The organism is Blautia massiliensis (ex Durand et al. 2017) (genome assembly GCF_001487165.1).
Lineage (GTDB): Bacteria > Bacillota > Clostridia > Lachnospirales > Lachnospiraceae > Blautia_A > Blautia_A fusiformis.
Genome location: NZ_LN913005.1, coordinates 38,265 through 51,740 on the forward strand (window position 1 = coordinate 38,265; position 13,476 = coordinate 51,740).

The window sequence follows — 13,476 nt, forward strand, 5'->3', positions numbered from 1 at the left end:
CGTTCATCACTGCCTTTCCTAAAATTTATGTCAAGTCAAAAGAACCTTTTATGAGCTGTTCCTGCTCAGTATGTGAGCATCTTCCGAAGTCTCAGAAGGCTCAACCTTCTTCTTGTATATGGTGCAAGTCTGAGACTCTCCTCGATCGCTTTTCCCGGCAGTCCGATATCCCGGACTCTGCTCACGCAGCCGACGATACTCATCATCTCCTGCATATCTGTAACTGCAGGAAGAAGATCTATGATCTTAAGGATTTCCGGAAGTGCACCGGAAAGTGTTTCTGTGCTTACATCGTCCAGAAGTTCCGGAGTGTTTTCTTTTTCAAGTGCTCCAAGAATCCCTTTTCTGCCGAAGGTCTCCTGCAGGAGTTCTCTGTCTCCGTCTGTAAAGGCATGCACTCTGCAGGCTCCTCTTCGGATAGCATCTGCAAGCTTTTTATATTCCAGAAGGACCAACATGGTTGCTGCAGAAACCTTCTCCCCGTGAAGAGCATCCAGGTGGCCATTGACCACTTCCATATCCCAGAGGTGGACCATATGGTGCTCCGCCCCGGATGCCGGTCTGGAGTTTCCTGTCATCTGCATGGCCAGTCCGGAAAGGATCAGCGCATACATCAGCTTCTCACATGCATCTTTCTCTCCTGCTGCAATTTCTTTCAGATTATCCTTAACAGTCCGGATCGCTTTTGTTTCCAGGTCTGCCACCGCTGTACAATAGTATTCATCCATAAGAATACTTGCTATCTTCCAGTCTGCCAGCGCAATGTATTTTCCCAGAATATCTGACACCCCGGCTGCTGTAAGCCTTGCAGGCGCCTTAGCAAAAATATCCGTATCCGCAAAAACAAAAAGTGGCGCAGATGCCTGAAATACTTTTTTTACACCATTCCAGGTCATGTCTGCTACTGTGGAAGTAAATCCGTCTGAACTGGCTGCGGTGGGCACAGAGACAAAAGGGATCCGGTACTGATGGGCGACAAAACGGCTGAGATCATGGATCGTCCCCGCTCCAACTGCAAGAACAAGATCGATGTCCTCTTCCATATAATTCTCCACGATCTCCACGGCACGCTCATCTGCCTCAAGACCTTCAGCATCCAGGATCAGTACCTGACACCGGTCATAGATATCCTCCATCAGTTCCTCTGTAGCTTTGTAACTGTTCGTGTCACAGATCAGAAGCGGGGAAATACATTCTTTCAGATCACCGTCTGACATTTCCTTTTCCAATTTCCCGATAGCTCCTGATTCAATTACAATTTCTCTAACGTCTATGTGGTGCTCCCTCCCGCAGCTGCAAGGTCGGGCAAAATCGTCCGCATCGACTCGCATGTACTTATGTCCTCCTGACTTCTTTTAATGATTCACAGCGTATTTCTCTGTCCGCTGAATGATACAATATTACAGTTTGGTATTATACAGGATTTTTTTTTATTACGCAATGATAGAGTTCAACTTGTTTCATCATATAGCAAAAATCCTTTATTTTCAAGGATTTCCGGTGTTTCTACGCCAAACAATGTTTCGCCTGGTTGCGTCTATTTTCTTTTGTTTGTCACAAAAATTGTCATAATAAAAAGCCACTCACAATAAAGGGAAGTGGCTCTGATTATTACATTACATTTTCAAGCTTTTTCAATTCATTCTGTACTCTTGCTCTTCTGCATCCTTCCCCTCCGCTTATTTCCATTCAGCGTCTGCTTCACTTAAAGTCTTTAATTGCCCAAAAAACTCTTTTGCAGCATCCAGACCTACAACCCCACTGTCTGTCAAACAGATATTCGCAATCCGCTTCGCTACTTGCTCATAACCGAATAACATCATAAAAAAAACACCGTCTCACAGACAGTGCACCTCATTTCATGCAACTGGCTGCCATTTTACAGGCCCTGTAGCTTTGCGTCCCAGACTTTCATCTGGTTTGCCGATCATCCTTATTAAGCTTTTATACGTATCCTAAAAAACTGGTTTTATTATACTACAGCGTTCTACTTTACACAAGAAAAAACATTACCGTTTTAACGCCTGAAAACACAAAAAAGAGATTGCTCCAAAACAGAGAAAAATACTTTATCACCACGAAAAAAAATCCCCGCTGTCTGACTGAAATCAGACAACAGGGATTTTTTATCAGATCATCCGATCGCTGCGATCACTTCTACCTCGCAGAGAACGTTCTTTGGCAGTGTCTTGACTGCAACACAGGAACGTGCAGGTTTATTTACGAAATATTTGGCATATACTTCATTAAATGCCGCAAAATCGTTCATATCTGCAAGGAAGCATACTGTCTTGATCGCATTCTCATAGCTGGAACCGGCAGCTTCCAGAACTGCTCCGAGATTCTTCATAACACGGTCAGCCTGCTCCTCGATGGTTGTGCCAACTACCTCTCCAGTTGCCGGATCCACCGGGATCTGACCGGATGTGTAAAGTGTATCTCCATGGATGATAGCCTGGGAGTATGGTCCGATTGCTGCAGGTGCTTTGTCTGTATGTACTGTCTTCATAATAGAATTCCCCTTTCATGAACATTTCGGATACTTCTCTGGCGGAAATATCCATCAGGATCTTACTCAGCTGTTTTTTATTCTAACTCACAGATCACCCCTGGTCAAGGTCCATATTCAGATAATTATAAACAATACCGGAAATATCCCGGATATGCGAAACTGCGTCCCCAGGTTTACAGTCTTCTGACATCACACAGAGGATATATGTAATCTTTTCTCCATATATAATGGCGATATCATGCTGGTCCGTATCCGTTTCTCCAGTCTTATTTGCAATTTCCACGGACACAGATATCCCGCTGGGGATCTTAGTAGTAACCTGCTGGTTCAGAAGCAGGTTCAGCATAGCCTCCGAAGCTTCTTTCGATACACATTCTCCTTTATAGATCCGGGAAAGAAGCTCTGTGCAGTCTTTTACAGAAGTGGTGTTCCTGCCACCGAGGCCGACATCCTTTGAAGAGGACGGGCTTAAGATGTGCTGTACGGAAGTATCTGCAAATTTCTGTTCCGCAAGAAATCCATTTACAGCCTGTGCTCCGTCCTTAAAAACACCCGATGCTGTCTGCAGACGTACCAGCTCATTAAAGGATTCATTGTCACTGACTGTGATCATATTCCAGAGAAGGTCATTGACCTTTGTGGATACGGACGGATCTGTAACATCTTTTTTCATTTTTGCCGCTTCGTTCTGAAGGACTGCATCCATGTTGGCATAGGTCTGGGCCATGACAAACACTTTGATCAGACTGGCTGAGTACAGTGACTGACTGTTCTGTTCAAACTCCTGATCACTGGTTAGATCCTTTACATAAACGCTCCATGTACCCTCATAGGTTCCAAGAAGATCCGCAAGCCGTTTCTCAAGGCCATCCATTCCCAGATCTTTCGTCTCGACTTTTCCGGATTTATCCACGGAAAATCCCTCCGGAGTCTCTCCCTCTTCCTGGAGCAGAACGCCGTTTTCTCCGCCAAAATAATAATATCCGTCAAACATCTGTCCTGCAGCATTCATTTCCAGATAATGGATACCTGGATCTGTAACCATTTTTCCATATTCATCAAAATAATACAGCCCGTTGTATGTTGTTTTGTCCACCACCAGCTCATCCATATAACGTACCTGTGGAGAAGCGCTGAGTTTTCCCAGATTGTTTACCATATAACAGCCGTCAAAAGAAACTTCCTCACCGCTACCGTCTTTTGCCGGAGCCTTCAGATCGGTGATCTGGACCATATGCGAGTTTCCCGCTGTAAATTTACCGCTTTCGTCGTGATAATAATATCCATCAAAAACCGTTCCGTCGATCTCAAAATGATCAAAATAATACACTGCCGGAGTATTTTCTTTGGTTCCATCTTCATTCAGGCAGTAAAAGCCATTGCTTTTCAGAATATATTTCCCGCTTTCACCGGGAATTGGAAGTATCTGGGACTCCTCCGTAACAGAACCAAGGCTTCCCTGTGCCGTCTGCTGCACTGTTGTCGCAAAAACCGGCTGTGCGAGCATCACTGTGCTCAGACAAAATGCCAATGCTTTATATATTTTTTTTCGTCTCATATACTTCTTTCACTTTTCTTATGATCCTATTTTACAGTTTCTTGTCCTGATCCGGCATCCACACATTCCTCCAGTGATTTTCCAGATAAAGACTCTATAAGTATATCGGATTTCTCCGTTCTGTCAAGTAAACCTCTTCCAGAACGTCTCCACTGCACCTTCTACCGTATCCAGCCTGCAGCCTGTACGGTCCTGCCATTCCCTGGGAAAGATTTCCTGGTAATCCCGATCCCAGAAGCGGTCATCCAAAAGCAATATCACGCCTTTGTCCTCTTTTGTGCGGATCACGCGCCCGGCGGCCTGAAGCACCTTGTTCATACCCGGGTAGCGATATGCATAATCAAAACCACAGTGATTCTTTTTATCGTAATACTCTTTCAAGATCTCACGCTGACTGCCGATCTGGGGAAGTCCGGTTCCTACGATCACTGCCCCGATCAGACTTTCTCCTGTCAGATCAACACCCTCAGAAAAAATTCCTCCAAGGACACAGAACCCTACCAGGGTACCTTCCCGTTCCTGAAATTCCTCCAAAAATCCTTCCCGTTCCTGTTCTGTCATATCCGGCGTCTGACACACGCAGCGCACCCAGTCTACGGAAAATTCTTCCTCATAAACTTGCAGTACGTCTTCCATAAGACGATACGACGGAAAAAACACCATATAATTTCCCTGCCTCTGCCAGACACATCTGGCAATATATCCGGCGATCTTCCGGTATTCTGCACGATTTCTCCGGGTATACCGGCTGCTTACGTCGCTGCCGATAAGAATCCTGCGGTTTTCTTTTGGGAAAGGAGACTGCACATAAATCCCATAGGCATCACGGTCTGTTGTCAAAAGCTCCCGGTAATAGAGCATGGGAAACATTGTAGCTGAAAAGAAAATAGCACTTTTCCCTTTTTTCAGGTATTCTCCCAGATTTTCTGCCGGGTTCACACAGAACAGCCTCAGACGAAATCCTTCTTCTGCGTTGTTTTCGGTATATACTACATAATTTTCATCTACCAGCTCTGAAACATTTAAAAAATCACGCACTATAAAATAAAATTCCAGTATTTCCCTGCGTAGTTCTTCTTCCAGTTCTTTTTCCTCCAGTATTTCTTCCAGTTCACCTGATATTGTAAGAAATGTGATCGGCAGTACTCCGGGATTGGGAAGCACCTGATACCCTTTTCCTGTTTCCGCAAGATTCTCTTCCAGTTCCATCATCTGGCGATTTGCTTTATCCAGTGTTCTGGCCAGTTTTGAAAATCTCTTTCTTATCTTCTTTCGAAGTGCTACCAGACTCTGACGGGAAATACCGGCACTGTACATCTCTCTGCCACGTTCTACCAGATTATGTGCCTCATCGATCAGAAAAATATAATCCCCGGAAATATTTTCCCCGAAAAAACGTTTCAGATGAACATTGGGATCAAACACGTAATTATAATCACAGATGATCCCGTCTACCCAGATTGAAAGATCCAGACACATTTCAAAAGGGCACACCTGCCATTTTTCTGCATGAGCACGGATCACTTCTCGGGAATATACCTCTTCAGTGGTCCAGAGCTCATAAACCGCATCATTTACCCGGTCAAAATGCCCCTTTGCATAAGGACATTTCTCCGGTGTACATTCCGGAGTATCCTGAAAACACAGCTTTTCCTTTGCCGTGATCGCCGTTACCTTGAATTTCAGACCTTTTTCCCGCAGGATGTGAAATGCCTCCTGCGCCACAGTTCCTGTGATGGTTTTTGCGGTAAGATAAAAAAGTGTTTCACCTTTTCCCTCACCGATGGCGCGCACGGACGGAAAAATGGCAGACATGGTTTTTCCCACACCGGTAGGCGCCTGAACAAATAAGGTCTTCCCGCTGGAAACCGTATGGTACACACCACTAACAATATCCCGCTGCCCTTCTCTGTATGGAAACGGAAACTGCAGATCCTTCATGGATGCATTTCTCTCTTTTTTCCAGTTAAGAGAATATGCGATCCATTTGTGATAGGCATCCAGAAGCTTCTGATACCAGCCTTTAAGCTCCTCTATGGAAAAATCCTCACGAAATCTCCTGGTTTCTTCCGTCTCAAGATGAGCGTATGTCATCTGAATGTGGATTTCAGAAATCCCTTCTTTTTCTCCCCAGATCATTCCGTAACACATGGCCTGGGCACGGTGGACAGGTATTGGCATGTCCATTGCCTGGACATTTCCGTAAGTCCCCTTGATCTCATCAATATAAACGGCTCCGTCCTCTGTAAAGATCCCATCTGCACGGCCCTCGACCTGAATGACCACATCGTCGTATTCACTTTCTTTTTTCAGAGAAACCTCTGCCTGATAATCGCCCTTCATACTCCGCTGTATCTTGCGGTGAAGCCTTCCGCCTTTTAACATGGCTTCCTTATCTCCGGATGTCCCACTGCTGTTATCCAGATCTCCGCTCCTCAGTATAAATTCCACAAGATTTCTGACAGAAATCCGCACTCTTGGTTTTTCCATATTTTCACTCCCGGCAGCTGCCGGAATTCCAGTCCGGCAGCTATTCTTTTTCCATGCTATACCAGGATTATACCATAAAATATGATCCGAAAGCTTCCCATAATAAAAAGGACGCATGTTCTGCTTTTCTTCTCATGAACTGCGCCCTTTTATCACCGTTTTTCTTTATTCATATTTCTCAACCTGCTGCATACTTGGAAAGAACACGATTAAAATCCTCATCTTCTCCGTAACACTTTACTGTCAGAGTCTTTGTCAGATCCAGACTCAAAAGTCCGAGGATCGACTTTGCATCAATGATAATACGGTTATAAAATACATCAATATCAAAATTACATCTGCTGGCTGCACTGACAAACTCCTGTGCACTTTTTTCATCCAGTTTGATCTGTTTCTCCATAGCTGACCGCCTGCCTTTCTGATTTTTTCATATTTCAGTTTTACACAAAAGTTAAGTTTTTGTCAATACTGTTTATTTCATATCAAACTTTTTTCGACACAATGTACAATATTTTTTGTTTTTCGACCATTTTTTCTTATATTATGCGGGTTTATTCCAATGATGGGGTGTTGCCAAGTGTTGCCACAAACGCTGCATTTTTTTGACTCAATGCTTTTTCACGTGAATTTCTACGTTTATAATAAATTGCCTGTGTAGTTAAAATACTGCTATGTCCCAGGTCTGCACTAATTTCGCTAATCGGAACCCCATAGTCTTTAAGTGCAGTAGCATAAGTACGTCTACCCGTATGAGATGCCTTATACGGTATATGTATCGCATTACAGAATGTTTCTATTCTTGCATCAATAGCCCTGTGTTTTAGACGAGCCCCCTTTCGTGATACTATAACATGTTCGCTATATAATCCCAAATGGTCATTACGGCGTTTCATTTCTTTAAACCAAAAAACAGCCTCATCCGTCAGGTCTATACTTCTCCTACTAGCAACATTTTTCCCATGATTGATTTGTGTAACATAATTTCCTGTATCTACATCTCTATAATTGACATAATTTTTATTAATAGTAAACGTTTTCTTTTCAAAATCAATATCAGACCAATCTGCTGCCAGTAATTCACCTATTCTACATCCAGTTGTAGCAGATAACATAATAACGGCAGAAAATCTATATTTCTTATGTTCATTCCATTCTTCTAGTGATTTTTTCCGGATAATGCATAATTCCTCGTCAGTCCAGGCTTCCTTTTTGTATTCATTAACAGCACACAAATTAGCATTGATTTTTACATAACTCATATAATTTGTATTCATATATTCCCGCATAATAGCATAATGCATCACCTGAGATACTAAAGTTTTTATGTTTTTTACCGTTCTATATGCAAGTTTTTTATGATACAACGTTTTAATATAGTCGTCACAGTCAAATTTTTTTATCTTTCTTAATGTCAGATTAGAGAACTCGGTATCTTTAAGATGATTACGATAGATGGAATCATACCTATCCAGTGTTGTTTCATTTATCTCACCTTTCTTTTTTCTAAGCCATTCTTCACACACATCTTGCAGAGTCATATTTTTATCATATGTCCCTACCACCGATTTTTCTATGTAATCATAAAAATTTTTTAGGCACTCCGCCTGTGTACTGCCACTGACTTGTGGCCTTTTAGGTCCACCTGGAATAACATATTTTCCCGGAATATTACATACATATCCTTTTCTATTTTTTCTCTGTGTAAGTTTTGGTGCTTTTATGCCATATTTATTCATGAGAGCCTCCTTAATTGTTTCTATCTGGGCTCTCTCTACGTCCTCGTTATTAATTATAGCAGAATCTAATAACTTTTTCATCATTTCAACAGTAAGTTCCATAAAAGTTGCCTCCGTTCTATTGTTTGAAGACAACATGCTGAAAAAATGGTATGGCCTTAGTTTTTTGCGAGTCTTTTTTCAAAATATCTATGAACACATCTTTTAATGTAAATAAAAAAGAACCGGTATAACCCGGCTCTCTATTTAATACGGTACAGAGAGCCCGTTTCCAGGCCCTCTGTGCCAACTTTTTATGATGCCTTGCCCTTTCTCAGTGCTTCCCTGAGTTCCTTTTCTGCCTCGTATGCCTGCTTGGATAGGATTTGAGAACCGATGGCATGAACAGAAACGGAGGCTGCGGCTGGACAGTTGCAGCCGGGCATCGGGAAGGCTGTACGGAAGAACGATTGGCTGGAAACGGCGGCCCTGGGATGGCGTCCTGTGGCAGTGTGGACCAGCGGCAGGGAAGAAGTACAGTGATTGTAGCGGGCAGGTCATGACAGGTTGCCGCATCGGTAGCGGCGATATATGAGGGCAGGATGCGGCAAGAATGGCTGCGATATGTTAAAGACATCGGGAAATGATTGACGAAGCGTGCCAGCAAGGACTCCTGGACCGGCCTGTGATGGCGGCTGTAAATGAAAAGAGCCTGGTGCGGCCTGATGATGATGGATGCGGACAGGACCTATGGAATAGATTAGATTTATAGATGTGCCGGATACGATTGCCAGATATGATGGTTCTTGTGGCCGGTGGGCTGGAACGGGATAACGCCCGGGGAGTTTCTTATATATAAGAAGGTTTACGGCGTCAGGCGGGACTGTATGCCTTGTACTCATCAACGTTTAAGCATAATTTGCATTCCAAGGTTCATCCACCACTTCTTTTTTTGCTTTTTCTTTTTTATGCTTTATTTTATCTTTTTGTCTTCTTTTTTCGCTCTTTATCTATTTTTATTTCTCTTCTTTCTTCTTTTCCGTTTCAATAAAAAAACTTTGTTTCAGGGTAATACCCTGAAACAAGGTTTCTAGTGGTTTTATTGATTTTTTTGGTTTTCTCTTTTTGTTTTCTTTTTTCTTTTTCCCTGCTCTGCGTCATCTCTTCACGGGTTTCCGGTTACGTTTCGGCAGCGCAAAATATCAAAAGAAATCGCAAAAAAAGTGCCAAAAAGACTTACATAAAAATATGTGGTGTCCTTTCGCACCCTCTTTTGACACTTTTTTCGTAATTTCATTTGTCAAAACCGGGACGGCTTTATCCATAAGATATCAAGATAATCCGGCTGCAACAGACTATCTTTTTTATTCTTTTTCGGACAATCTTTCCGCGCCCCTCCTTTTTTTTCTGTTCACTTTTTAAATCTCTTTTTCTTTTTTTCACAGACCTTTGATGCCTGGTTTTTGGCTTAGTTAAGCCTTTTTTAAGGTTTCTCTTCTCTTTTTTCCATTAAAAAAACCCTGTTCCAGGATTTCTCCTGAGACAAGGTTTTTGGTGGTTCTTTTGGGTTTATTTTTCTTCTTTTGGGCTGGAAGCGGATGAAGATTGAATAAACGGGAGGCACTGGTTTTTGACAAGGAATGTTACGAAAAAAATGTCAAAAGGCAGTGCGAAAAAATATAGAAGAAAAACCTTGTGCCTGTATTATACTATATTGTTTTCTTCTTTTCAACGGGATTGTTTTAATCCAGCATCTTAAATCCCTTCCAGTATCTGAACCATGCTTTTGCTACAATGCTGCTCCTTGCCACATAGGGATTGTCCCAATACCTGGAATCCAGCGATTCATTCCGGTTATCTCCAAGCATAAAATAACTATCTTCCGGGACATGAAATTCCATCTCTGGCTCCTCTTCCATTTCTTCACGTATAAAGGAATCATCTAATGCTGTATGTGAACCATTGATATAAACTTTTCCATCCTTTATAAGCACAGTCTCCCCTGGCAATCCAATGACCCGTTTGATATACACTTCGTCAGGCTCATCCGGGGCATAAAACATGATGATATCGTACCGTTCCGGATTGTTTCCAAACTGGTATGCAATACGGTTCCCAATCAGTCTGTCACCTGTCATCAAAGTGTTTTCCATGGAATCTGATGGGATATAAGCATTTATCAGGATTTTCGTATACAGGAAAATCATTGCAGCAACTGTTATAACAATGATGGCCAGATATCTCAGGCATACATGACTCAATGGCTCATCTGTATTTTTTTCTTCCATATTATATCTTCTTTCTTATATCCAAATCTCGCGATTGCGGCTCCTCAAGACATAGAAACAGCCGCCCCAGTCTGGTAAATGAAGCGGCAATCTCTATCCAACTTTATATTTAATCAGCCATCTATCGACCGTGTTCCCTTTTCACCGCCATAGTAACATGTCATAGCAGAAATGTCAATCAACCCGATTATACATCCAGGAGGTCTGTTTCCAGGCCTCCTGTTCCAAATTCCTTATGATGTTATGATGCTATCTTTCCATCCTTCCTCAGTGCTTCCCTGAGTTCCTTTTCTGCCTCGTATGCCTGCTTGTAATGATTCCGTGCATACAGGTCTTCAAAAGTCCGGATATTGCTTTCCAGCATATGTTCCACCCACAGCCACTCTTCCAGGGTAAGGGATATCACATTCCGGATTTCCCCTTCGCTCCTTTGCTTTTACATTCAAAAGGCCTTTTTCCGTCCTCGTGACCGGTGCATAGTAGTTCCGGATATCAATTTCTACCGTTTTCTCAGAGGCTCCGTCCCAGCGGATAGAGATTTCATACACAAAGTATTTATCGCCGTGTTTCCGCCGGATAAGGGGCCTCATGCCGGAACTGTAGACCGTCTCTGCCTGGAATCCAGCCTTGGATTCCTCCGCATCCAACTGTCCTGCTTCGTATAGTCTTAAGGCATCCTCGATTGCTGTTATCTGTGCCGCGTTTCTTGGATACCTGCCTAAATTGCTCTCAAGCCAGTTCTTCTGGTTGATTAACAGCCTTTTATTAGTCTGTTCATCCTCCAGGAGCAGTGCTGCCGGAGTCTTTCCTTTTAATGTCCCTGCATTAATCGTAGTCGTGTATGCCGGGCTCTTTGACGGCTCAGATTTCTGTTTCTGTACCGATAACATATCCCGGAGGCTCAGGTTCCGGATTTTCTGGAAGATGGCCGGAAGTTCTTTTACCGGCACATTGGCTGTGGCCGGTCTCTTTTCTTTGCTGATAAGGACAAATTTAAAACGGCTGAACGTATCGTGATGGAAGGTCAGCGGCTCGCTGCCGTCCTTGCATTCTGGTATGGTCAACTCATTCAGCACAAAAAATGTCTGGTTCTTCTGGATACAAACGCATTCTTTTGGATTCTTCATCATAATATAATCTCCTTTTTACGTATAAATTTTGGTATGTAACATTTTTATCCGGGCAGGCCGTCTGTGCAGCCTGCCCGTGTCTTTACCGGTCTATAACTCTTATCGGACCGGGATAGTCGTGAGCACCCGTTTCCAATTCAGCCCAAAGTGGCAGATACCCCATACATAGACCTCCAGCCTGGCGTTGTAATAGACCAGTTCCTCGGATTCATCCAGCAGTATCCTTGCCCCTTCCTCTGGCACCTGGTAATACTCACACGGCTCTATGACCTCACATCTCGCCGTCAGCAGTTCTATGTCTTTCTCCCACCTGGAAGTGTCCTGGTTATCTTCGGCCTCGGCAATCATCGCCTCCAGTTCCCGGACTCTCTCCAAGGCCATTTCCGAACCATAGGCCTCACCCTCGCTGTCCCTGAAATACAGTTCATCGCCATTTACCAACTCCCAGGTCCCCTCATCTTCGGCATTGATGTCGTAGTACTCTGCGTCAACTGCTTCTGCCGCAGCAAAATAGTCTACGAAGCCTGCCTTTATCGCCGCAGGGCTGAGTTCCGCTCCGTGCCAGGTAGTATGTTTCTGTTTCATATGTAAAATCTCCTTTCGTCCTGATTCCTTACCGGTTGTATCATCTATATGTCAAAAGAATCATCCCGTCTGTTTTTTTGCGGGTCCATCTTTTCACCGGAAGCAGGCTGCCGGTCCAGCCCGCCCAAGTCTCCAGATATCCGGGATTCATTCCGTATCCGGGCCATTCCACATCTTTTCTTTGTTCAGATACTGGATATCGTTTCTTTTCAATTCTTCGCCGACATTCCAGCCCAACTGACAGATTCTCACGCTCTCTTCCGGGTATTCCAGCAGTGCTTTTCCCCATACCCTCATGAACTCTGTATTGGCCTCCCTGACGGCAGCCAGTTCTTGTGTGCATTCCTTATCAATCCGTTTCTTGCTTTCCTCCATGACCTCTTCCTCTGACAACATGTTCATCATTTTGCCCTGCTGTACCAGTTCCTGCATCCTGTCCAGCATCATGGACATCTGCGTGTCTTCTACAATCTCCTGAGCCTTCTTTGCAAACACCTGGTATCTGTCCCTTACCACATCATAGGCCTTCTGGATTTCCTTTCTGCATTTCAGGTTTGTAATGTCGCTATAAACTTCTCTTAATGGTCTCATATCGGTATCTTCCTTTCTGCTATAAAATCGTTTCTTATAAAAGCACTTCTTACTCTTCAAAGGTTCCGAAAAGTTCCTCATATTTTTCAACAGTAAGGTTCTCTTCCGCCCATTCCCTTGCTTCTTCCTCTGACAGTGGGATAATCTGCTCCCCGCCGATGCAGCCGCCGCTTTCCAGACGTTCCGCATATCTGGATGCCGGGCCTCCTTCGCCATACAGGAAGAACTCTCCTGTTTTCTTCCTATAGAATTCCTCTTCAAAATAACGGTAGTCATTTTTGTAACAACTGCTCTGGTTACTGCCAATATATCTGGCTGTGTCTGTGTCATATAATCTTCCATGTAAAATCTTTCTCATGGTCCTATCCTCCTTGTTTTTTCTTTACATATATAGCCTGCTGGAAAATTGATGCAGTCGTGCGGATTATCGTTGATTTTTCTTAGCCCTTGTTGTGCCACGGCACATTTCCGGCATCCGCATGACGGAATGTTCTTATGTCTTCATGGATTTCACCTCCCGGTTTTCTCTTTTCCCTTCCGTTATCCTTTATATGTTGAGGAAATCCGGAGGCGTATTTTTTTGCGGATTATTTTTCGGCTGGTGGAA

At 43.5% G+C, this 13,476-nt stretch carries 13 protein-coding genes and 1 riboswitch; of the genes, 1 reads left to right on the forward strand and 12 read right to left on the reverse strand.

Annotated features, from left to right (window positions below; translation table 11 throughout):
* Positions 1-65 precede the first annotated feature (65 nt).
* The 7 genes from BN3261_RS00245 to BN3261_RS00270 all read right to left on the reverse strand — a co-directional run bounded on the left by BN3261_RS00245 (position 66) and on the right by BN3261_RS00270 (position 8,398).
* Complete coding sequence (locus BN3261_RS00245; protein ID WP_021650982.1) at positions 66-1,331, reverse strand: sn-glycerol-1-phosphate dehydrogenase; 1,266 nt, start codon at positions 1,329-1,331, stop codon at positions 66-68.
* Positions 1,332-1,679: 348 nt separating this feature from the next.
* Positions 1,680-1,823, reverse strand: coding sequence for a hypothetical protein (locus tag BN3261_RS17575; RefSeq protein WP_015525840.1), 144 nt, complete (start codon positions 1,821-1,823; stop codon positions 1,680-1,682).
* 36 nt (positions 1,824-1,859) lie between these two features.
* Positions 1,860-1,935: riboswitch (cyclic di-GMP riboswitch) on the reverse strand.
* 199 nt (positions 1,936-2,134) lie between these two features.
* Positions 2,135-2,509, reverse strand: coding sequence for a RidA family protein (locus BN3261_RS00250; protein WP_015525839.1), 375 nt, complete (start codon positions 2,507-2,509; stop codon positions 2,135-2,137).
* A gap of 94 nt (positions 2,510-2,603) precedes the next feature.
* Positions 2,604-4,070 carry a serine hydrolase gene (locus BN3261_RS00255; protein WP_059085173.1) on the reverse strand — a complete coding sequence of 489 codons (1,467 nt, stop codon included), beginning with the start codon at positions 4,068-4,070 and terminating at the stop codon, positions 2,604-2,606.
* 123 nt (positions 4,071-4,193) lie between these two features.
* A complete protein-coding gene (locus BN3261_RS00260; RefSeq protein ID WP_059085249.1) occupies positions 4,194-6,560 on the reverse strand; it encodes an ATP-dependent DNA helicase in 2,367 nt (788 codons plus the stop codon).
* 178 nt (positions 6,561-6,738) lie between these two features.
* Positions 6,739-6,960, reverse strand: a complete 222-nt coding sequence (locus BN3261_RS00265) for an HPr family phosphocarrier protein (protein WP_015525837.1) — start codon at positions 6,958-6,960, stop codon at positions 6,739-6,741.
* 151 nt (positions 6,961-7,111) lie between these two features.
* Positions 7,112-8,398, reverse strand: coding sequence for a tyrosine-type recombinase/integrase (locus BN3261_RS00270; RefSeq protein WP_059085174.1), 1,287 nt, complete (start codon positions 8,396-8,398; stop codon positions 7,112-7,114).
* Between the two features lie 278 nt (positions 8,399-8,676).
* Here BN3261_RS00270 and BN3261_RS17580 point away from each other — a divergent pair, with 278 nt between their 5' ends.
* Positions 8,677-8,838, forward strand: coding sequence for a hypothetical protein (locus tag BN3261_RS17580; RefSeq protein ID WP_199874090.1), 162 nt, complete (start codon positions 8,677-8,679; stop codon positions 8,836-8,838).
* Positions 8,839-10,017: 1,179 nt separating this feature from the next.
* On the opposite strand, the gene lepB is transcribed toward BN3261_RS17580, so the two are convergent.
* From lepB to BN3261_RS00295, 5 genes are all read right to left on the reverse strand, one after another.
* Complete coding sequence (gene lepB / locus BN3261_RS00275; RefSeq protein ID WP_059085175.1) at positions 10,018-10,563, reverse strand: signal peptidase I; 546 nt, start codon at positions 10,561-10,563, stop codon at positions 10,018-10,020.
* A 335-nt stretch (positions 10,564-10,898) separates the two neighbouring features.
* Positions 10,899-11,693: a structural protein gene (locus BN3261_RS00280; RefSeq protein ID WP_059085176.1), complete on the reverse strand. Its 795-nt coding sequence runs from the start codon at positions 11,691-11,693 to the stop codon at positions 10,899-10,901.
* Positions 11,694-11,792: 99 nt separating this feature from the next.
* The gene (locus BN3261_RS00285) at positions 11,793-12,278 is read right to left on the reverse strand and encodes a hypothetical protein (RefSeq protein ID WP_059085177.1); all 486 of its coding nucleotides are present in this window, start codon (positions 12,276-12,278) and stop codon (positions 11,793-11,795) included.
* Positions 12,279-12,425: 147 nt separating this feature from the next.
* Positions 12,426-12,869 carry a hypothetical protein gene (locus tag BN3261_RS00290; RefSeq protein WP_059085178.1) on the reverse strand — a complete coding sequence of 148 codons (444 nt, stop codon included), beginning with the start codon at positions 12,867-12,869 and terminating at the stop codon, positions 12,426-12,428.
* Positions 12,870-12,918: 49 nt separating this feature from the next.
* Positions 12,919-13,227 carry a hypothetical protein gene (locus tag BN3261_RS00295; RefSeq protein ID WP_059085179.1) on the reverse strand — a complete coding sequence of 103 codons (309 nt, stop codon included), beginning with the start codon at positions 13,225-13,227 and terminating at the stop codon, positions 12,919-12,921.
* Between the last annotated feature and the right edge of the window lie 249 nt (positions 13,228-13,476).

Excerpts from the sequence above, each read along its gene's own strand:
- BN3261_RS00245 (WP_021650982.1), bottom strand. The coding sequence starts at position 1,331 with ATGCGAGTCGATGCGGACGATTTTGCCCGACCTTGCAGCTGCGGGAGG.
- BN3261_RS17575 (WP_015525840.1), bottom strand. The coding sequence starts at position 1,823 with ATGATGTTATTCGGTTATGAGCAAGTAGCGAAGCGGATTGCGAATATC.
- BN3261_RS00250 (WP_015525839.1), bottom strand. The coding sequence starts at position 2,509 with ATGAAGACAGTACATACAGACAAAGCACCTGCAGCAATCGGACCATAC.
- BN3261_RS00255 (WP_059085173.1), bottom strand. The coding sequence starts at position 4,070 with ATGAGACGAAAAAAAATATATAAAGCATTGGCATTTTGTCTGAGCACA.
- BN3261_RS00260 (WP_059085249.1), bottom strand. The coding sequence starts at position 6,560 with ATGGAAAAACCAAGAGTGCGGATTTCTGTCAGAAATCTTGTGGAATTT.
- BN3261_RS00265 (WP_015525837.1), bottom strand. The coding sequence starts at position 6,960 with ATGGAGAAACAGATCAAACTGGATGAAAAAAGTGCACAGGAGTTTGTC.
- BN3261_RS00270 (WP_059085174.1), bottom strand. The coding sequence starts at position 8,398 with ATGGAACTTACTGTTGAAATGATGAAAAAGTTATTAGATTCTGCTATA.
- BN3261_RS17580 (WP_199874090.1), top strand. The coding sequence starts at position 8,677 with ATGAACAGAAACGGAGGCTGCGGCTGGACAGTTGCAGCCGGGCATCGG.
- lepB (WP_059085175.1), bottom strand. The coding sequence starts at position 10,563 with ATGGAAGAAAAAAATACAGATGAGCCATTGAGTCATGTATGCCTGAGA.
- BN3261_RS00280 (WP_059085176.1), bottom strand. The coding sequence starts at position 11,693 with ATGATGAAGAATCCAAAAGAATGCGTTTGTATCCAGAAGAACCAGACA.
- BN3261_RS00285 (WP_059085177.1), bottom strand. The coding sequence starts at position 12,278 with ATGAAACAGAAACATACTACCTGGCACGGAGCGGAACTCAGCCCTGCG.
- BN3261_RS00290 (WP_059085178.1), bottom strand. The coding sequence starts at position 12,869 with ATGAGACCATTAAGAGAAGTTTATAGCGACATTACAAACCTGAAATGC.
- BN3261_RS00295 (WP_059085179.1), bottom strand. The coding sequence starts at position 13,227 with ATGAGAAAGATTTTACATGGAAGATTATATGACACAGACACAGCCAGA.